General features: G+C 67.1%; 18 protein-coding genes. 11 read left to right on the plus strand and 7 right to left on the minus strand.

Features of this window, described 5'->3' with window-relative positions; translation table 11 throughout:
- Window positions 1-32: 32 nt before the first annotated feature.
- Window positions 33-416 carry a winged helix-turn-helix transcriptional regulator gene (locus FA740_RS06495; protein WP_136855969.1) on the plus strand — a complete coding sequence of 128 codons (384 nt, stop codon included), beginning with the start codon at window positions 33-35 and terminating at the stop codon, window positions 414-416.
- An 18-nt stretch (window positions 417-434) separates the two neighbouring features.
- On the opposite strand, the gene FA740_RS06500 is transcribed toward FA740_RS06495, so the two are convergent.
- The gene (locus FA740_RS06500; RefSeq protein ID WP_136855970.1) at window positions 435-1,136 is read right to left on the minus strand and encodes a GntR family transcriptional regulator; all 702 of its coding nucleotides are present in this window, start codon (window positions 1,134-1,136) and stop codon (window positions 435-437) included.
- A 140-nt stretch (window positions 1,137-1,276) separates the two neighbouring features.
- On the opposite strand from FA740_RS06500, the gene FA740_RS06505 reads away from it, so the two are divergent.
- The 8 genes from FA740_RS06505 (at window position 1,277) to FA740_RS06540 (ending at window position 10,002) form a co-directional block, all read left to right on the plus strand.
- On the plus strand, window positions 1,277-1,564 hold the full coding sequence (locus FA740_RS06505) for a UxaA family hydrolase (protein WP_136855971.1): 288 nt from the start codon (window positions 1,277-1,279) through the stop codon (window positions 1,562-1,564).
- Between the two features lie 3 nt (window positions 1,565-1,567).
- Entirely contained in the window at window positions 1,568-2,749 is a 1,182-nt protein-coding gene (locus FA740_RS06510; RefSeq protein ID WP_136855972.1) for a UxaA family hydrolase, read from the plus strand.
- 87 nt (window positions 2,750-2,836) lie between these two features.
- On the plus strand, window positions 2,837-3,787 hold the full coding sequence (locus FA740_RS06515) for a tripartite tricarboxylate transporter substrate binding protein (protein WP_136855973.1): 951 nt from the start codon (window positions 2,837-2,839) through the stop codon (window positions 3,785-3,787).
- A 77-nt stretch (window positions 3,788-3,864) separates the two neighbouring features.
- Window positions 3,865-5,847, plus strand: a complete 1,983-nt coding sequence (locus FA740_RS06520) for a tripartite tricarboxylate transporter permease (RefSeq protein ID WP_136855974.1) — start codon at window positions 3,865-3,867, stop codon at window positions 5,845-5,847.
- Between the two features lie 13 nt (window positions 5,848-5,860).
- Window positions 5,861-6,793 (plus strand): hydroxyacid dehydrogenase, encoded by a 933-nt coding sequence (locus tag FA740_RS06525; protein WP_136855975.1) that lies wholly within the window; start codon window positions 5,861-5,863, stop codon window positions 6,791-6,793.
- A 3-nt stretch (window positions 6,794-6,796) separates the two neighbouring features.
- A complete protein-coding gene (locus FA740_RS06530) occupies window positions 6,797-7,792 on the plus strand; it encodes an Ldh family oxidoreductase (RefSeq protein WP_136855976.1) in 996 nt (331 codons plus the stop codon).
- 4 nt (window positions 7,793-7,796) lie between these two features.
- Window positions 7,797-8,810, plus strand: a complete 1,014-nt coding sequence (locus FA740_RS06535) for a YeiH family protein (protein ID WP_136855977.1) — start codon at window positions 7,797-7,799, stop codon at window positions 8,808-8,810.
- Window positions 8,811-8,838: 28 nt separating this feature from the next.
- Window positions 8,839-10,002, plus strand: coding sequence for a mandelate racemase/muconate lactonizing enzyme family protein (locus FA740_RS06540; RefSeq protein WP_136855978.1), 1,164 nt, complete (start codon window positions 8,839-8,841; stop codon window positions 10,000-10,002).
- A gap of 10 nt (window positions 10,003-10,012) precedes the next feature.
- On the opposite strand, the gene FA740_RS06545 is transcribed toward FA740_RS06540, so the two are convergent.
- From FA740_RS06545 to FA740_RS06570, 6 genes are all read right to left on the minus strand, one after another.
- Complete coding sequence (locus tag FA740_RS06545) at window positions 10,013-11,428, minus strand: M20 family metallopeptidase (RefSeq protein ID WP_136855979.1); 1,416 nt, start codon at window positions 11,426-11,428, stop codon at window positions 10,013-10,015.
- Between the two features lie 17 nt (window positions 11,429-11,445).
- Window positions 11,446-12,447: an ABC transporter ATP-binding protein gene (locus tag FA740_RS06550; protein ID WP_136855980.1), complete on the minus strand. Its 1,002-nt coding sequence runs from the start codon at window positions 12,445-12,447 to the stop codon at window positions 11,446-11,448.
- Complete coding sequence (locus FA740_RS06555) at window positions 12,444-13,424, minus strand: ABC transporter ATP-binding protein (RefSeq protein ID WP_136855981.1); 981 nt, start codon at window positions 13,422-13,424, stop codon at window positions 12,444-12,446. The genes FA740_RS06550 and FA740_RS06555 overlap by 4 nt, the downstream gene beginning before the upstream one ends.
- On the minus strand, window positions 13,421-14,329 hold the full coding sequence (locus FA740_RS06560) for an ABC transporter permease (RefSeq protein WP_136855982.1): 909 nt from the start codon (window positions 14,327-14,329) through the stop codon (window positions 13,421-13,423). The genes FA740_RS06555 and FA740_RS06560 overlap by 4 nt, the downstream gene beginning before the upstream one ends.
- On the minus strand, window positions 14,326-15,303 hold the full coding sequence (locus FA740_RS06565; RefSeq protein ID WP_136855983.1) for an ABC transporter permease: 978 nt from the start codon (window positions 15,301-15,303) through the stop codon (window positions 14,326-14,328). The genes FA740_RS06560 and FA740_RS06565 overlap by 4 nt, the downstream gene beginning before the upstream one ends.
- 64 nt (window positions 15,304-15,367) lie before the next feature.
- Entirely contained in the window at window positions 15,368-16,972 is a 1,605-nt protein-coding gene (locus FA740_RS06570; RefSeq protein ID WP_136855984.1) for an ABC transporter substrate-binding protein, read from the minus strand.
- A gap of 147 nt (window positions 16,973-17,119) precedes the next feature.
- Here FA740_RS06570 and FA740_RS06575 point away from each other — a divergent pair, with 147 nt between their 5' ends.
- Both FA740_RS06575 and argE read left to right on the plus strand, forming a co-directional pair.
- A complete protein-coding gene (locus FA740_RS06575) occupies window positions 17,120-18,070 on the plus strand; it encodes a LysR substrate-binding domain-containing protein (protein ID WP_169306237.1) in 951 nt (316 codons plus the stop codon).
- Between the two features lie 13 nt (window positions 18,071-18,083).
- Window positions 18,084-19,253, plus strand: a complete 1,170-nt coding sequence (gene argE, locus FA740_RS06580) for an acetylornithine deacetylase (RefSeq protein WP_136855986.1) — start codon at window positions 18,084-18,086, stop codon at window positions 19,251-19,253.
- The last annotated feature ends 73 nt before the right edge of the window (window positions 19,254-19,326 follow it).

A 19,326-nucleotide genomic window follows, 5' to 3' on the forward strand; every position in this document is an offset into this window, starting at 1 on the left:
AATTGGGACATAGCCACCAAGAGGTAACCACCATGCAGCCCGGCAGCGACGAACAGGACTGGCGCGAGGATTGCGCCCCCCGCCGCACGATGGAGATCTTTGCCACCAAATGGACCAGCATGATCCTGCACACGCTGCACGCCCAGCACGGGGGTGCGGCTCGCAACGGCATGCTGTTGCGCAGCCTGCCGGGGATCTCCAAGAAGATGCTGGTGCAGACGCTGCGCGAGATGGAGGAGAGCGGCCTGATAGACCGCCATGTCGAAAGCACGGTCCCGCCCGCCGTGGAATACAGCCTGACGCCCCTGGGCATCCGGTTCGTTGCCCTGGTCGAGCTGGTCTATGCCTGGGGGCGGGACAATGCCGATGCCCTGGACCAGCTGCAGGCGCGGGCGACATCGCGGCGCAACGGCTGAGATCTGAGCGGCCCGCGCCTAGTCCAGCCGGACCATATAGCCCATGTCGGCGGTCAGATAGAGGCTGAGACGGCGTTCGATCAGGCGCCCCAGAATATCCTGCGCGCGACGCTCTACCTGCAGGATGGGCGTGCCCTCGGCGACCCGCAGATCGGCCGCGTCCTGACCCTGGGCGGCGCAGGCGGTGATCGCCTCGTCGGCATGCAGAACGATCAGGCCGTAGGCTTGCTGATACAGGACATACAGCGCACTTGGCAGCGGGCTGCGGCGCTCGATCCCGGCGAAAAGATCGGCGGGAAGGACGGCGGTCTCGATCACACGGGGCCGGCCCAGCAGGCTGCGCAGGCGCCGGATCTCGATCACCGTGGCGGGTGCGCCATGCAGGGTCCGCTGCTCCTCGGGCGTAGCGGGGCGCTGGCGGATACGCTCGTCCAGCACCTCGGGCTGGACCACGTGGCCATCGGGCGGGCGAAGCCGAAAGAAGTTGAACAGCGAGGATTCCGGCGTCCGGGCCGTCACGAAGGTTCCGCGACCCTGCTCACGGCGCACGATGCCGTGCTGTTCCAGCATCATCAGCGCCTTACGCGCGGTGCCCTGCGACACGCCGCTGTCCTGCGCCAGCTGGGTCTCGCTTGGCAGCATCCCACCGGGCAGCAGATCGCCCGCCGCGATGCGTGCCACGATCGAGTCGATGACGGTCTGATAGAGCGAAGCGGCCATGGCACATCCTGATTTTCGCCAAGAATAGCACCGCGCCGCGACCGCCCGCAAGTAAGGCATAACAAGTCTTGTATAAGAGTTAGTGTATATGTTATGTCGTGATCCGGAGAGGTTCATTCATCTGCCAAAGGGAGGGTCACTTGAGTATTCCGCAACTTCTGGTCCATGACCGCGAGGACAATGTCGGTGTCGTCGTCGTCGAGGATCTGACCGCCGGCACCGAGATGCTGTGCGTGGTCACAGCCGACAATTCCGATTTCCGCCTGACGGCCAAGGCCGACATCCCCATCGGGCACAAGGTCGCGCTGAAGCCGCTGAAGGCGGGCGACACGGTCATCAAATATGGCGAGGATATCGGCCGCATGATCGGCGACGCCGAAGTCGGCGGCCATGTTCACACGCAAAACTGCAAGACAAAGAGGTGGTAAGCCATGGCGCTTGATTTCAGCACTGCGACCGTCAAGGCCTGGCGCCGCGAGAATGGCCGCGTGGGCGTGCGCAACCACGTCCTGATCCTGCCGGTCGACGACATCTCGAACGCGGCCTGCGAGGCGGTGGCCAACAACGTCAAGGGCACGATGGCCCTGCCGCATGCCTATGGCCGCCTGCAGTTCGGCGAGGATCTGGAGCTGCATTTCCGCACCATCATCGGCACCGGCGCGAACCCCAACGTCGCCGCCGTGGTCGTGATCGGGATCGAGCCGGAATGGACCAAGGTCATCGTCGACGGCATCGCCAAGACCGGCAAGCCCGTCACCGGCTTTTCCATCGAGCAGAAGGGCGATTTCGAAACGATCCGCCAGGCCAGCTGGAAGGCCAAGGAATACGTCCACTGGGCCAGCGAGCTGCAAAAGGAGGATTGCCCGGTCAGCGATCTGTGGATCTCGACCAAATGCGGCGAAAGCGACACGACCACGGGGCTGTCATCCTGCCCGACGGTCGGCAACATGTATGACAAGCTGCTGCCGCAGGGCATCTATGGCTGCTTTGGCGAGACCTCCGAGATCACCGGCGCCGAACATATCTGCGAAACCCGCGCCGCGAACCCGGAAACCGCCGCCAAGTTCAAGGCGATCTGGAAGGCTTATCAGGATGACGTGATCGAGGCGTTCAAGACCTCGGACCTGTCGGACAGCCAGCCGACCAAGGGCAACATCCTGGGCGGTCTGACGACCATCGAGGAAAAGGCCATGGGCAATCTGGAGAAGATCGGCCGCACCTCGACCTATATCGACGCGATCGGCCCGGCCGAGACGCCCGAAAAAGGTCCGGGGCTGTATTTCATGGACAGCTCGTCTGCGGCGGCGGAATGCGTGACGCTGATGGCGGCAGGCGGCTATGTCATCCACACCTTCCCGACCGGGCAGGGCAATGTGGTGGGCAACCCGATCGTGCCGGTCATCAAGATCTCGGGCAATCCGCGCACGCTGCGTACGATGTCGGAGCATATCGACGTGGACGTCACGGGCGTTCTGACACGCGAGATGACCATCGACCAGGCTGGCGACAGCCTGATCGAGATGATCATGCGCACCGCCAATGGCCGCCTGACCGCCGCCGAGGCCTTGGGTCACCGGGAATTCTCGATGACCAAACTGTATCGCAGCGCCTGAGTGACGCCCGCCTGCCGCGCCTTTGAGGAGGGGGGCGGCAGGCACCGGGCAGCATCGGGACCATTTTTGAAACGGGAGGAGAGACCCATGATCGGAACGACGACACGGCGCCTGATCGGCGCGGCCAGCCTTGCACTGATGGGAACCGCGGGGGCCGCGCTGGCCTATCCGGACGGTCCGGTCACCTACATCATCCCGTTCAATGCCGGCGGCGAAAGCGACGTGACCGCGCGCTATCAGCAGGCGCGGTTCCGCGAGCTGACCGGCCACGACATGATCGTGCAGTATCTGCCGGGCGCGGGCGGGGCGCAGGCCTGGGCCGGGTTGAACGGAATCAGCGGCGACGGCCAGACGATCATGGGCACCAACCTGCCGCATATCGTGCTGCAGCCGATGCTGCAGGACCCCGGCTATACGACCGAGGACATCACCAACGTCTATATGTTCCACTTTACCCCCGACGCGCTGATGGTCGCCAATGACAGCCCGTTCCAGACCGTTCAGGACGTGATCGACGCGGCCAATGCGATGCCCGGCGGCGTCACGGCGGGCGGATCGGCCACCAATTCGGCCAATCACATCGCCAATCAGGTGTTCATGAACGAGACCGGGGTCGAGACGACCTATATCCCCTATACCGGCACCGGCGCGACCGAGACGGCGCTGGTCGGCGGAGAGGTCGACATGCTGTGGGGCTATACCACCGTGGCCGTGCGTCAGGGCGACGCCACCCGCGTCCTGGCCGTCGCGACCGAGGAACGCCACCCGCTGTTCCCCGACAGCCCCACCTTCCGCGAGCTGGGGATCGAGATGGTCGGCGGCGCCTATCGCGGCATCGGGGTGCCGCAATCCACCCCCGAGGAGGTCCGCACCCAGCTGTCCGACATCATCGGCCAGATCAACCAGGACCCCTCCTTCCGCGAGCAGATGGAGAATGACGGCTATGCCCTGATCGACGTCCCCTATGCCGAGATGGACGCCTTTATGGCCGAGCGGATCGAGGCCTATACCGCCATCGCCCAGCAATTGCAGCAATAGGCCGCATCACGACCGCCGCCGGACCGCCCGCGCGGCGGCCCGGCGGTGGACCTGTGCCACGTCCAAGGGGGTGAACCATGGCCAATGCAGCAACCATTCTGTTCGAAGCGCTCAGCCCGATGAACCTGCTTCTGGCGCTGCTGGGGGTGCTGGGCGGCACGGTCATCGGCGCCTTGCCGGGACTGTCGGCCACCATGGCCATCGCCGTGCTGGTGCCCTTCACCTTCGTCATGGACCCGGCATCGGGGCTGATCATGCTGGGGGCGATCTATACCGGCGCGATCTATGGCGGGGCCTTTGCGGCGATCCTGGTGAACACGCCGGGCACGCCCAGTGCCATCGCCACCACCTTTGACGGCTATCCCATGGCCCGGCGCGGTGACGGCGATCTGGCCGTGACGCTGGCCACCATCGCCAGCGTGTTCGGCGGTCTGTTGGGGGCGATCCTGCTGATCACGCTGGCCCCGCGTCTGGCCACGCTGGCGCTGGCCTTTCAATCGACCGAGTATTTCTGGCTGGCCATCCTGGGCCTGACCCTGATCGCGACCCTGTCGCAGGGCAATCTGGTCAAGGGCCTGATGGGCGGCATGTTCGGGCTGTTCCTGTCGATGATCGGCGTGGCCGTCATCGGCGGCGACATGCGGTTCACCGGCGGCATGCCCTCGATGCTGGGCGGTATCGACATCATCGCGGCGCTGATCGGGCTTTACTGCATCCCGGTGCTGATCGGCATGGTCGCCACCCCGGACCAGCACCTGGACCCCGGCGAGGCGCGCGGTTTCCGCCTGTTCGAGGCCATCGGGATCTCTGTCAGGAACTGGTTCAACCTTATCCGGTCGTCGCTGATCGGCACGCTGGTGGGCATCCTGCCGGGGGCGGGCGGCTCGATCGCCTCGCTGATCGCCTATTCCGAGGCGCGCCGCGCCTCCAAGAACACCGCCAATTTCGGCAAGGGCGAACCGGGCGGCCTGCTGGCCACCGAAAGCGCCAACAACGCCACCGTCGGCGGCGGCTTCATCCCCACGCTGGTGCTGGGCATTCCGGGCACGCCGCCGGATGCGGTCATCATGGGCGCGCTGATGGTGCAGGGCATCCGGGTGGGGCCGTCGCTGTTCCAGTCGGGCGACGGCACGGTTTATGTCTTCATGACCGGGCTGGTCATCGCCACGCTGCTGATGCTGCCGGTGGGATTGATCATCGGGCGCTATGCCTTCCGCTTCATCACCAATGTCCCCAAGGCGATGCTGGTGCCGCTGATCGCCTTCATGACCGTCATCGGCAGCTTTGCCATCCATGCCAACCCGCATGACGTGCTGGTCATGGTGGTGCTGGGGCTGGTCGGATGGGCCGCGGGGCTGGCGGGGTTCGGCGCATCGCCCATCGTGCTGGGGCTGGTCCTGGGCCAGATCGCGGAACAGGGCTTCATGCGCGCCTGGATGATCGGCGGCGCGCGCGGCGACTTCATGGGCCAGCTGCTGCTGAACCGGCCGATCAGCTGGGCCATCGTCGCGCTGATCGTGCTGACGATGATGCTGCCGCTGCTGCGCGGCCGTACGGCGCGCCGGCTGGTGGCCCAGGACCTGGCCCGCGACAGGGTCGCCGCGACGACACGGGTGGACCGGGCGGGCCTAGCGGGGTCGGTCGTGTTCCTGGGGCTGGCGGTCGTGATGCTGATGCAGGCGCGGGGCCTGTCGCCCATGGCCGCGGCCTTTCCCTATGCCATCGGCGGCACGCTGGCGGGGCTGTCGGTCCTGCAGATCCTGCGCAGCCTGCGCGGTCAGGGCGGCATCAATGCCGAAGGCGCGGGTGCGGACGGCACGGTGCGCGGGCTGGTGCTGGCCGCGACCATGCTGGGCTGGGCGCTGGTCTTTCCGCATCTGGGGCTGTTCGTCACTTCGCTTGCGGCCTGCATCATCCTGATGCTGACGGGCCAGTTCGGGCGCCTGACCGCGCGCCGTCTGGCGGTCTATCTGGCCTGCCTGCTGGCGATGGTGGTGGGCTTTTATCTGACGCTGGACAGGGTGCTGAACGTCCCCCTGCCCCAGGCACTGCTGTTCTAGGAAAGGAAACGCCATGTCGCGTATCGTCATCACCGAATTCATGGACGAGGCTGCGGTGCAGCGGATCGCGGCGTCCCATGACACGCTTTATGCGCCCGATCTGGTCGACCGCCGGGCCGATCTGCTGGCCCAGGTCGCCACGACCGACGTGCTGATCGTGCGCAACCGCACCCGCGTCGATGCCGACCTGCTGGCGGCGGCGCCCCGGCTGCAGGCCGTCGGGCGGCTTGGCGTGGGGTTGGACAATATCGACATGGAGGGCTGTCAGGCGCGCGGCATCACGGTCTGGCCCGCGACCGGGGCCAATGATCTGGCGGTGGCGGAATATGTCATCACCACCGCGATGATGCTGCTGCGCGGAGCCTATACCGCGACTGACCGGGTCATCGCGGGCGACTGGCCCCGCCAGGACCTGATCGGGACCGAAGCCTCCGCCCTGACCCTGGGCTTGATGGGCTATGGCGCCATCGCACGGCAGGTCGCGCGGCGCGCGCAGGCGATGGGCATGACGGTGATCGCCCATGATCCGCATCGGCCTGCCGATGATCCGGCATGGGGCGATGTCACCTCGGTGTCGCGCGCGGACCTGCTGGCCGGGTCGGATGTCATCAGCCTGCACGTGCCGCTGACCCCGCAGACGCGCCACATGATCGACGCCGCTGCGTTGCGCGCCATGCGCCCCGGCGCGGTGCTGATCAACGCGGCCCGCGGCGGTGTCGTTGACGAGGATGCCTTGGCGGACGCTCTGCGGCGGGGCCATCTGGCCGGTGCCGCGCTGGACGTGTTCGAGGTCGAGCCCCTGACGGCCGAGGCCGGTCAGCGCTTCGCGGGCCTGTCAAACCTGATCCTGACGCCGCATATCGCCGGCGTCACCACCCAGGCCAACGTCCGGGTCAGCAGCCTGATCGCCGACCGGGTTCTGGACCACCTTGCGGAGAGGGTCTGAGCCATGGTCACGATGACGCCCGATCAGGTCCATGACCTGATCCTTCGCACCCTCATGCGCTGCCGGACCGCAGAGGCGAATGCCCGCTCCGTCGCCCAAGCGCTGGTCGCGTCCGAGCTGGTGGGCCAGTCGGGCCACGGGCTGCGGCGCGTGCCGTCCTACGGCGCGCAGGCGCTGTCGGGCAAGGTGGACGGCTTTGCCACGCCCACCGCCACTCATCCGCGGCCCGGCGTCATGGCCGTGGATGCCGCGATGGGCTTTGCCTATCCGGCGCTGGATCTGGCCGTGGATTGGCTGACCCAGGCCGCGCCGCGCCAGGGCATCGCGGCCGCCGGCATCGCCCGGTCGCATCATTGCGGCGTCGCCGGCGTCACGGTCGAGCGTCTGGCCCGGTCCGGTCTGGTCGCGCTGCTGTTTGCGAACACGCCCGCCGCGATGGCGCCCTGGGGTGGGCGCAAGGCGCTGTTCGGAACGAACCCCATCGCCTTTGCCGCGCCCCGGTCCGGCGGGCGCAGCCCCATCGTCGTGGATGTGTCCCTGTCCAAGGTGGCGCGCGGCAAGATCATGGCCGCCGAGCAGAAAGGCACCGCCATCCCCGAGGGCTGGGCGCTGGACGCCGACGGACAGCCCACCACCGATCCCGCCGCCGCGCTGTCCGGCACAATGATCCCCATGGGCGACGCCAAGGGCACCGCGCTGGCGCTGATGGTCGAGCTGTTGGCGGCGGGCCTGATGGGCGCCAATTTCGCGCATGAAGCGTCGTCGTTCTTTGACGCCGATGGCCCGCCGCCGGGCGTCGGTCAGCTGATCCTGGCGCTGGACCCGGACGCGTTTTCCGACATGGCGCGGGCGCGGATCGACGATCTGGCCGATGCGATGGCCCAGCAGCCCGGAGCCCGCCTGCCCGGTGCGCGCCGCGACGATCTGCGGAAAGCGGCGGCGGACGGCCTGCAGGTCGATGATGCGCTGCTGGCGCAGATCGACGCGCTTGGGGTCTGAGGGGATGATCGCGGGCCTCGACCAGTCGCGGATCAGGGCGCTGTTTCCCGGCATCGCGGTGTCCATCCTCGTGGCCGTGACCGCGCAGTTTCTGGCCGAACATTACGGCGCGCCCGCGATGCTGATGGCGCTGCTGCTGGGCCTGACGCTGAATTTCCTGGCCGAACCCGGCACCCGCACCGCCACCGGGGTCGCGTTTTCGGCCAAAACGGTGCTGCGCCTTGGGGTCGCGCTGCTGGGGGCGCGGATCTCGGTGCAGATGCTGGCCGAACTGGGCGGCCCCATGATCGCGCTGGTGATCGCGGGTGTGATCGTGACGATCCTGTTCGCGCTGCTGGCGGCGCGGCTGTTCGGGCGGGGCTGGCGGCTGGCGCTGCTGACGGGGGGATCGGTCGCGATCTGCGGCGCCTCGGCCGCGATGGCGATTGCCGCCGTGCTGCCGCGGACCGACAAATCGGACCGCAACCTGGCCTTCACCGTCCTGTCGGTGACGATCCTGTCCACCGTTGCCATGGTGATCTATCCGCCGCTGTCCACCGCCCTGGGGTTCAACCCGCTGGAATCGGCGGTGTTTCTGGGCGGGACCATCCATGATGTGGCGCAGGTGGTCGGCGCGGGCTTTTCGATCAGCCCCGAGGTCGGCGAGACCGCGACGCTGGTCAAGCTGATCCGCGTGTCCATGCTGGCCCCGGTCGTCCTGATCTTTTCGCTGGCGATCCGGGCCGGGGGGCTGGGCGATCTGGAGCCGGGGGCCAAGCGTCCGCCGCTGTTGCCGTCATTCGTGGTGGGTTTTCTGGCGCTGGCCACGCTGAACTCCCTGGGGGTGATCCCCCCTGCCCTGTCGTCCCTGGCCGAGGGTGCCAGCCGGTGGGCCCTGCTGATCGCCATCGCGGCGGTGGGCATCAACACCTCGCTGGTCCGCATGCTGGATGTGGGCGGCACCGCCATCGCCCTGATCGTCGCCGAGACGGTCCTGTTGGGCACGTTCATCGTCGCGGGCGTTCACCTGCTGGGGTGACGCGCCCCCCGAAAAAAGGAGCCACACCATGCGCATCATCGACATCCGCGAGGTGACCAAGCCGATCGCCTCTCCGATCCGCAACGCCTATATCGACTTCAGCAAGATGACGACCAGCCTGGTCGCGGTCGTGACCGACGTCATCCGCGACGGCCAGAGGGTCGTGGGGTACGGCTTCAACTCGAACGGGCGCTATGGTCAGGGCGGCCTGATCCGAGAGCGGTTCGCCGACCGGATCCTGCAGGCCGCGCCCGACAGCCTGCTGACCGATGCGGGCGACAACCTGGACCCGCACCGCATCTGGGCCGCGATGATGGCAAATGAGAAGCCGGGCGGCCACGGCGAACGCTCGGTCGCGGTGGGCACGATCGACATGGCCATCTGGGACGCGGTCGCCAAGATCGAGGGCAGGCCTCTGTTCCGCCATCTGGCCGCCCTGCATGGGCGCGAGGCGGACCCCCGCGTCTTTGTCTATGCGGCGGGGGGCTATTACTATCCGGGCAAGGACAACGGTGCCCTGCGGGCCGAGATGCGCAGCTATGTCGACCGCGGCTATACCGTGGTCAAGATGAAGATCGGCGGCGCCTCGCTGGATGAGGACCGCCGGCGGATCGAGGCCGTGCTGGACGAGATCGGGTCAGAGGCGCAGCTGGCCGTGGACGCCAACGGCCGCTTTGATCTGGAGACGGCCATCGCCTATGCCAAGATGCTGCGCCCCTATCCGCTGTTCTGGTACGAGGAGATCGGCGACCCGCTGGACTATGCCCTACAGGCCGCCATGTCGGAATTCTACGACGCGCCGATGGCCACCGGCGAGAACCTGTTCTCGCATCAGGACGCCCGCAACCTGCTGCGCCATGGCGGGATGCGGCCCGACCGCGATTACCTGCAATTCGACTGCGCGCTGTCTTACGGCTTGGTCGAATACCTGCGCACGCTGGAGGTCCTGCGCCAGTTCGGCTGGTCCCCCACGCGCTGCATCCCGCATGGCGGGCACCAGATGTCGCTGAACATCGCCGCCGGTCTGGGGCTGGGCGGCAATGAAAGCTATCCCGACCTGTTCCAGCCCTATGGTGGCTTTCCCGACGGGGTCGCGGTGCAGAACGGCCATGTGCTGATGCCCGAAATGCCGGGCATCGGCTTTGAGGGGAAATCCGACCTGATCGCCCAGATGCACGCCCTCGCACGCTGAGGGCGCGCGGTCAGGCGGCCTCGATCGGGGGGCGCGTCTCGGCCGGGATGGGGCAGGCATAGGGGTGGTCTGCGAGGTGTTCGGCATGGGAGGCCTTGGCGGCCTTGATCAACGCCGGGTCGGTCAGCGCCGCATGCGCCGTCGCGGCCATCACCTTGGCCGCATGCAGCATACCCTTATGCGCGGCGGGCGCCTTGCCCTGTGCGGTCTGCTGCCAGCTATGCAGCGCGGTGCCGATCGCGCAGGTCGCCACCCGCGCCTGCACGGTGGGCACCGCCCAGCTGACATCGCCCACATCGGTCGAGCCCATGCCGCCCATGAAGGGCCGGTCCAGCGGCGCGATGAAATCGCACAGCGGCAGGTCATAGTCGGGCTTCATCGCGAGGCGCTTGAAGGTGTCGGCGATGTCCTCGCGCGTCAGGCTTTCGCGGATGGCGGTGGCGAAGGCCGCATCGTCGCCGTCGAAGGGAACGGGGCCAAGTGCCTCGAACTGCGCCTGCATGGCGCGGGACAGGGGCGCGTTCTCGGTCAGGTTCGACACGGCCGAGAACACGCGCGAGGTCACGGTGGTGCCCGACATCAGCGCCGCGCCGTCGGCGATCTTGCGCACCCGGTCGACCAGCGAGGACAGGCCCGCCAGATCGGGGCTGCGGATCAGCTGGCGCACAGTGGCCTTGGCCTGGACCACGTTGGGGGCGATGCCGCCCGCGTCCAGATAGGCGTAATGGACCCGCGCCGCGTCGGGCATGTGTTCGCGCATGTAGTTGATGCCGATGTTCATCAGCTCGACCGCGTCCAGCGCCGAGCGGCCCAGTTCCGGCGCGCCCGCCGCATGGGCCGCCTTGCCGTGGAAGGTAAAGTCGATGCGCGTGTTGGCCAGGGACCGCATGTCGTCGACCGCGTTGAAGCTGGCCGGGTGCCATGTGATGGCGATGTCGACATCGTCGAACAGCCCGTCGCGGACCATGTAGGTCTTGGCAGCACCCCCTTCCTCGGCCGGGCAGCCGTAGTAGCGGACGCGACCGGGCAGTCCTTCGGCCTCCAGCCAGTCCTTGACCGCGGTGGCGGCAGAGAGGGCGGCCGATCCCAGCAGGTTGTGACCGCAGCCATGGCCAAAGCCGTGATCGGCGATCTGGCGTGGCTGGGCCAGGCCTGGTTCCTGGGACAGGCCGGGCAGGGCATCGTATTCGCCCAGGATCGCGATGACGGGGCCGCCCTCGCCGGCCTCACCCATCACCGCCGTGGGGATGCCGGCCAGATTCTCGGTCACGCGGAAGCCCTGGTCGCGCAGCATCTGGGTGTGGGCGGCGCAGGATTGCACCTCGCCATAGGCCAGTTCGGGCGTATCGAACACGGCATCGGCAAGGCCGGTGAACGCGGTGGCGCGGGAATCGACCAGCGGCCAGAGGGGGTTGTCGTTTCGCATCGGGAAGTCCTTTGGTTTCAGGCTTGGTCGTTCAGGTGGCAGGCCGACAGGCGGCCGGGGGCCACCTCGCGCAGCGCGGGCACCTCAAGGCGGCAGCGGTCATGGGCATGCGGGCAGCGGGGGTGGAAATGGCAGCCCGAGGGCGGGTTCAGGGGAGAGGGGATCTCTCCCTTGATGGCGTGATAGGTCTTCTTGCCGGTCTCGAAGGTCGGGATCTCGCTGACCAGCGCCTGCGTATAGGGGTGGTCGGGGCGCGCGATCAGATCCTCGGCCTCGCCCAGTTCGACCAGGCGGCCCAGATACATGACCGCGATCCGGTCCGAGATATGTTCGACCACGCCCAGATCATGACTGACGAACAGATAGGTCAGGTCGAAATCCTGCCGCAGCTGAACGAACAGGTTCAGGACCTGCGCCTGGATCGACACGTCCAGCGCTGCCACGGATTCGTCGCAGACCAGAAAATCGGGGCGCACCGCCAGCGCGCGGGCGATGCCCACCCGCGCCCGCTGCCCGCCCGAGAACTGGTGCGGATAGCGCTTGCCCATGCTGGGGTCCAGGCCGACCTGTTCCAGCATCCGCTCGACATAGGCGGGGATCTCTCGGCGCGGGACGATGCCGTGGACGCGCGGCGCCTCGCCCACGATGTCGCGGACCTGCAGGCGGGGGTTCAGCGACGACATCGGGTCCTGAAAGATCATCTGGATCTTCAGCGCGGCGTTGCGGGCATCGGCACCTTTCAGCCCCGCCACGTCCTGCCCGTTATAGAGGATGCGGCCCTGGCTGGGCTGGGTCAGCCCCGCCACCATCCGCCCCAACGTGGACTTGCCGCAGCCGGATTCGCCGACAAGGCCCAGCACCTCGCCGCGGCGGATGTCCAGATTGATCGTATCGACCGCATGAACGGTCACCGGCGCGATCTTGGCGCCCAAGCGGCGGGCGGTGCGTTCGGCGATGTCCAGATCCTTGGAGAACCGCTTGGACAGGCCCTCGATCTGCAGAATGGGGGTCTCGGTCACGGCGTGGCCTCGTGGTCGGCATGGGGGTGGTGGCAGCGCACCTGGCGGTCGGGTCCGGCGGGGGTCAGCGCGGGTTCGACCTGACAGGCGGCATCGGCGCGCGGGCAGCGGGGCGCGAACTTGCAGCCCTGCGGCAGGTTCAGAAGCGACGGCGTCATGCCCTTGATCTGGGTCAGCATCGCGCCGTGACGCTTGCCCTGCGGGACGCTGTCGATCAGCCCGCGCGTGTAGGGGTGGCGGGGGTTGGCGATGATCGCGGCGGTGGGGCCGGCCTCGATGATGCGGCCCGCATACATGACCGCCAGACGGTCGGCCAGGCCCGACACCACTGCCAGATCATGGGTGATCCAGATCAACGCGGTGCCGGATTGGGCGCAGAGCTTTTGCACCTCGGACAGGATCTGGGCCTGGATGGTCACGTCCAGCGCGGTGGTGGGTTCGTCCGCGATGATCAGGTCGGGCTTGTGCAAGAGCGCGATGGCGATCGCCACGCGCTGGCGCATACCGCCCGAAAACTGGTGCGGATAGCTTTTCAGTCGCTCGTCCGGCGAGGAAATCCCGACCTGTACCAGCGCATTGCGGGCGCGGGCCAGGGCAGCCGATTTGGACACCTTGTCATGGGCGCGCACGGTCTCGACCATCTGGGTGTCGATGCGCAGGACCGGGTTGAGGGTCATCATCGGGTCCTGGAAGATCATCGCGATGCGCTTGCCACGAAGGGTGCGCATCATCCCCTCGCCGCCCGCGATCAGATCGTCGCCGTCAAAGACGACCTGCCCGCCCGCCACGCGGCCCGGCGGATCGACCAGCCCCAGGATGGAGAACCCCGTGACCGACTTGCCCGAACCGGATTCCCCGACCAGCCCCAGGATCTGGCCCCGTTCCAGCGAAAAGCTGACCCCGTCCACGGCCTTGGCGACCCCGTCACGGGTGAAGAAATGCGTCTGCAGATCGCGGACGTCCAGAAGCGCGCTCATGATTGCAACCTCGGGTTCAGGACATCGCGCAGGCGGTCGCCGACGACGTTGATGGCGACGATGGTGACGACCAGGGCGATGCCGGGAAAGACGCTGACCCAGTAGCGGCCCGACAGAAGGTAGTCGTAGCCATTGGCGATCAGCAGGCCCAGGGACGGCTCGGTGATGGGCACGCCCACGCCCAGGAAGGACAGCGTCGCCTCCAGCGCGATGGCCTGGGCGATCTGCACGGTGGCGACCACGATCAGGGGCGGCACGCAATTGGGCAGCAGGTGGCGGAACATGATCCGGCGGTCCGACAGGGCCAGGCAGCGGGCGGCGTCGATGTAGTCCTTGCGCGTCTCGACCATGGCCGAGCTGCGCACCGTGCGCGCGTAATAGGCCCATTGCACGATGACCAGCGCCAGGATCACCTTGTCCACCCCGCGCCCCAGCAGCGCCAGCAGGATCAGCGCGATCAGGATGGCGGGAAAGGACAGCTGCAGATCGACGATGCGCATGACGATGCTGTCGAAACGCCCGCCGAAATAGGCGGCGGCCACGCCGACGATGGTGCCGATGGTGATCGCCAGCGTCAGCGAGACGACCGCCACCATCAGGCTGATGCGCAGCCCGTACATGATCGCCGACAGCATGTCGCGGCCCTGCGGGTCGGTGCCCAGCCAGAAGGTCTGGCCGGTCGCAAAGCTGGCATCGCCTGGCGGCAGCCCGCCATCCATGATGCTCAGTTGGCGCAGATCATAGGGGTTCTGCGGCGCGATCCAGGGCGCCGCGATGGCGATGATCGCGATCAGCACGAACAGGATCAGGCCGATGACGGCGATCTTGTCCTCGACGAACTGCTTGGCGATGCGTTTCGCGGGGCTGTCGATGCGGACGGGGGTCGGGGTTGCGATCTCGGTCATCCCTTCATCTCCGACAGGCGGATGCGGGGATCGATAGCCGAATAGATCACGTCGACCAGCAGGTTGATGGCCACGATGATCAGCACCGTCAGCATCAGGTAGGCCACGATCACCGGGCGATCCAAGAGGTTGATGCTGTCGATCAGCAGCTTGCCCATGCCGGGCCAGGCGAACACGGTCTCGGTCACGATGGCGAATGCGACCATCGAGCCCAGTTCCAACCCGATGATGGTCACGACCGGGATCATGATGTTCTTCAGCACATGGACCAGCACCACGCGGCGGGGCGACAGGCCCTTGGCGCGGGCGAATTTCACGTAATCCTGCATGCAGACCTCGCGCGTGTTGGCGCGGGCCAGACGGATGATCAGCGACATCTTGAACAGCGCCAGATTGATGGCGGGCAGGATCAGATGGGACAGCCCGTCCCAGGTCAGAAAGCTGACCTGCATGCCCAGAAATTCGGTGGTTTCACCGCGCCCACCGGCGGGCAGCCAGCCCAGCAGCACCGCAAAGACCAGGATCAGCAGCATCCCCTGCCAGAAATTCGGCAGCGAGAAGCCCAGGATCGACCCCCCCATGATCGTGCGCCCGGCGATGCTGTTGGGACGCAGCCCCGCCCAGACCCCAAGCGGGATGCCGATGCCCACCGACAGGGCCAGCGCGACCAGCGCCAGCTCCATCGTGGCGGGCAGGCGGTCCAGGATGATCTCCAGCGCCGGGCGGCCATAGACGAAGGACGTCCCCAGATCGCCCTGCAGGGCGTTCCAGACGAAGATGCCGAACTGTTCATACAGTGGGCGGTCCAGGCCCAACCGCTCGACCGTGGCGGCGATCTGGGCTTGGCTCGCCTCGGGGTTGACCAGCACATCAACGGGGTTGCCGATGAAGAAGACGCCGATAAAGACCAGCACGGCCATGGCCATGACGGCCAGCAGGCTTTGGCCCACGCGGCGGACAAGATAGACGATCATTATGGGGTCCCTGTGATCGGGCGGTGATCCGGCACCCCGCAGAGGGGGGTGCCGGAGGGGCGCATCATTCGGCGGCGCGTTTGACTTCGCGGGCCATGGTGTACTGGTCCACGCGCGGCTCATAGATCAGGTCGGGCTTCATGGCCCAGACCGTCTGTTCGTAATGCAGCGGGATGATGCCATGATCGTCCAGCACCATGGTCTGCGCATCCTGCAGCATCTGGTCGCGCGCCTCGTCGTCGATGGTGGCCATCGCCTCGATCAGCAGGGTGTCCATCTCGGGGTTGGAATAGCGGCCGGCATTGGTCGGCCCCATGCCCGTGGCCGCATCAAACGTCGCCACCAGCGATTTCAGCGGCGAGGACATGTCGCCCGAGGACGCGCCCCAGCCCGCCAGATAGACCGGAAATTCCAGCGCATTCCGGCGCGAGAAGAACTGGCTTGCGGTGCTGGCATCGACGCTGACGCTGATGCCGATCTGGGCCAGCATCTGCGCCACGGCCTGCGCCACCTGTTCGTCGTTGATATAGCGGTCGTTCGGCGTGCCGAGCGTGATCGAGAATCCATCGGGATAGCCCGCCTCGGCCAGCAGTTCGCGGGCGCGGTCGGGGTCATAGGGATCGACGTCGCGCCCCGAGGTGCCGAACATCGGCGGCGGCAGCAATTCGCCCGCAGCCTGCGCATAGCCGCCCATGATCCGTTCGGTGATCGCCTCGCGGTTGATCGAGATCGAGATCGCCTCGCGGACCCGGGCATCCATCAGCGGGTTCTCCCCGTCGGTGCCGCCGATGCCGGGCGCATCCTCCTGCTGCAGCATGTGCAGATAGATGATCCGGTTCGACAGCGCGTCGACGATGGTAAAGCCGCCCTGCTCGATACGGGGGATGTCCTGGATGGGGGGCGATTCGATCATGTCCACGTCGCCCGCCAGCAGGGCCGCCACGCGGGGGCCGTCGCTGGTGATCGGGCGCATGGTCACACGCTCCCAGTCGGGGGTGCCGCCCCAGTAATCGTCGAACCGCGTCACCACGACCTCGGACCCGCGATTGTAGCGGTCGAGGATATAGGGGCCGGTGCCCACGGCGATGGCCGGATCGTTGAAGGCCGGGGCCTGCGGCACGTCGCCCATCCCTTCGCAGGTGCCCTCGGGGCCGTAGGTCACCTGATCCTCGGCGCCCAGGGCATTGGCCGACAGGATCGCCAGGCTCCACAGATCGACGGGAAGCAGGGGGTTGGTGGCGGTGGTGGTGATGGTCAGGGTGTGGTCATCCTCGGCCGCCATGTCGGCGATGCCGCCGGTGAAGATGGTGTAGGGCGAGGGCGAATTCTCGACCAGCGGCACCCGGCAGAAGGAATAGATCACGTCGCGGGCGGTGAAATCGCTGCCGTCGTGGAACTTGACCCCTTGGCGCAGCTTGAACCGCCAGGTGGTGTCGTCCACCACCTCCCAGCTTTCGGCAAGGCCGGGGGTGACCATCTGCAGCGCGTCCTGGGTGGTCAGCGCCTCGAAGATGTTCTTGGCGACCTGGATGTTCGTGGACAGCTGATGGAACTGCGGGTCCATCGACGTCGCCTCGGATTTCAGGCCGATGGACAGGGTCTGCGCCGAGGCCGGGGCAAGGCCCGCCGCCATGATGCCCGCCATAAGGGGCAAGGTCAGTGCTTTCATGGATAAGTCCTCTCTGTTGGTGGCTGTGCGGATCGGTCGCCCCGTGGTTGGTTCCCCGGTGGTGTAATCGCGCTTGGCCTTCAGGGTATGATGCGATAATCAGAAGTCAATCGTGAATGTTTATGCGTTTTTCTCATAGGATGGATGATGGAGCTGGATGACGCCGCCACGGACCGCGACCGCCGGTCGGGAATTTCCCTGCGAGAACTGGAGGTTCTGCAGGCGCTGGTCGCCGCCGGCACCGCCATCAACGCGGCGCGCAGGCTGGATATCTCGCAATCGGCGGTCAGCCGCAGGCTGGCCCAGTTGGAGGATCGGCTTGGCTTCAAGCTGTTCCTGCGGACCAACGGCCGGCTTGTCCCCACCGTCGAGGCCCTGTCGCTGAGCGAGCAGCTGGCCCCTGTGCTGGACACGCTGGCGCGTCTGGTCCACCGGGCCGATCAGCCCCGCGCGGCCCATGCGGGCACGCTGTCCATCGTGGCCCCGCCCACCATCGCGCACAGGTTCCTGCCAAGCCGAATCGCGGCCTTCAAGCGGGCCAATCCGGGCTGCCAGATCACCTTTGACGTGCTGGCCAGCGACAGTCTGCTGACCGGCATCGCCGAGGGGCGGTTCGATATCGGCATGACCGACAGCACGACTGCCCATGAAGGCATCACATCCGAACTGTTGCTGGAAACGCAGGCAATCTGCGTTCTGCCGCAGGACCACCACCTGGCCGCATTCGAGGTGATCCGCCCCGAGGATCTGCAGGACGAGCCGTTCATCGCCCTGTCGCGCCGCCATTCCAGCCGGGCCGCCATCGACCGCCTGTTCGACCGCGCGGGCCTGAACCTGCGCATCGTGCTGGAGGCCTCGACCAACGTCTCGGTGATCCAGTTCGTGCGCGAAGGCCTGGGCGTGTCGCTGTTGAACCCCTTTCCGCTGGTCCATCAGATCGGCGACCGGGTGGCGATGCGCCCCTTTCTGCCCGCGATCCGCTACAGCACGCATTTCCTGCTGCCCTCCAGCCGCGCGCCGTCGGCGGTGACGCGGGCGTTCATGCAGGATGTGACCGACAGCCTGGACCGCGCCGCCTATCCCACCCCCGCCCCTTGACGAAGGACACCCGATGCACCGCCTTTCCAGCCAGCAGATCCTGGCGCAGCTGATCGCCTTTGACACGACCAGCAGCAGATCGAACCTTGGCCTGATCGACCATGTCCGCGACTATCTGGCCGGATACGGCGTGGACAGCCGGCTGGTCATGGACGCGACGGGGCAAAAGGCCAACCTGTGGGCCACCATCGGCCCCGCGGACCGGCCCGGCGTGATCCTGTCGGGCCACACCGACACCGTCCCGGTCGAGGGTCAGGACTGGGCCAGCGACCCTTATGTGCTGACCGAACGCGACGGGCGCCTGTACGGGCGCGGTGCCTGCGACATGAAGGGGTTCCTGGCCTGCGCGCTGGCCGCCGTGCCCGACCTTGTGGCGCGCGATCTGGCGCGCTCGGTGCATCTGGCGTTCTCCTATGACGAGGAGGTCGGCTGCGTTGGCGTCATCGGCCTGCTGGAGATGCTGCGCGCCGCAGCCCTGCGCCCCGCAATGTGCATCGTGGGTGAGCCCACGCTGATGCAGGTGGTGATCGGGCACAAGGCCAAGCGGTCGATGCGGGTGACGGTGCGGGGGCGGTCGTGCCATTCCTCGCTGGCGCCGCAGGGGGTCAATGCGGTCGATTATGCCGCCCGGCTGGTGGTGCGCATGCAGGACATCGCGACGCGGCTGGCCGCGACCGGCGGGCGCGACACCGACTATGACATCACCCACAGCACCGCCCATACCGGCACCATCCACGGCGGGACCGCGCTGAACATCGTGCCGGATCTTTGCACGCTGGACTGTGAATTCCGCGTCCTGCCGCATGAGGATGCCGATGCCCTGGTCCAGGAATTGCGCGATTATGCGGCGACCGAGCTGGAGCCGATGATGCAGCGGACCGCGCCCGAGGCGGGAATAGAGATCGACCTCTATGCGCAATTTCCCGGGCTTGAGACCGCGCCCGACGCCGAGATCGTCACGCTGGCCAAGCGCATGGTCGGCAGCAACGCCCATTCCAAGGTCGCCTTCGGGACCGAGGGCGGGCGGTTCGCCGAGGCCTTGGGCGTTCCCACGATCGTCTGCGGACCGGGCGCGATCGCGCAGGCCCACAAACCCGACGAATACATCGATCCGTCGCAGCTGGCCGCCTGTGACGACTTCCTGCGGCAGATCGCGGATTGGGCCGCCGGGACGGACCACTGACGGTCGCTGCGCCTGCCTGACATGATGACCGTGCGTGTCAGCGCAGGGACTGCACACATCATGATCGGTGCGG

This window comes from Paracoccus hibiscisoli, assembly GCF_005048265.1.
GTDB lineage: Bacteria > Pseudomonadota > Alphaproteobacteria > Rhodobacterales > Rhodobacteraceae > Paracoccus > Paracoccus hibiscisoli.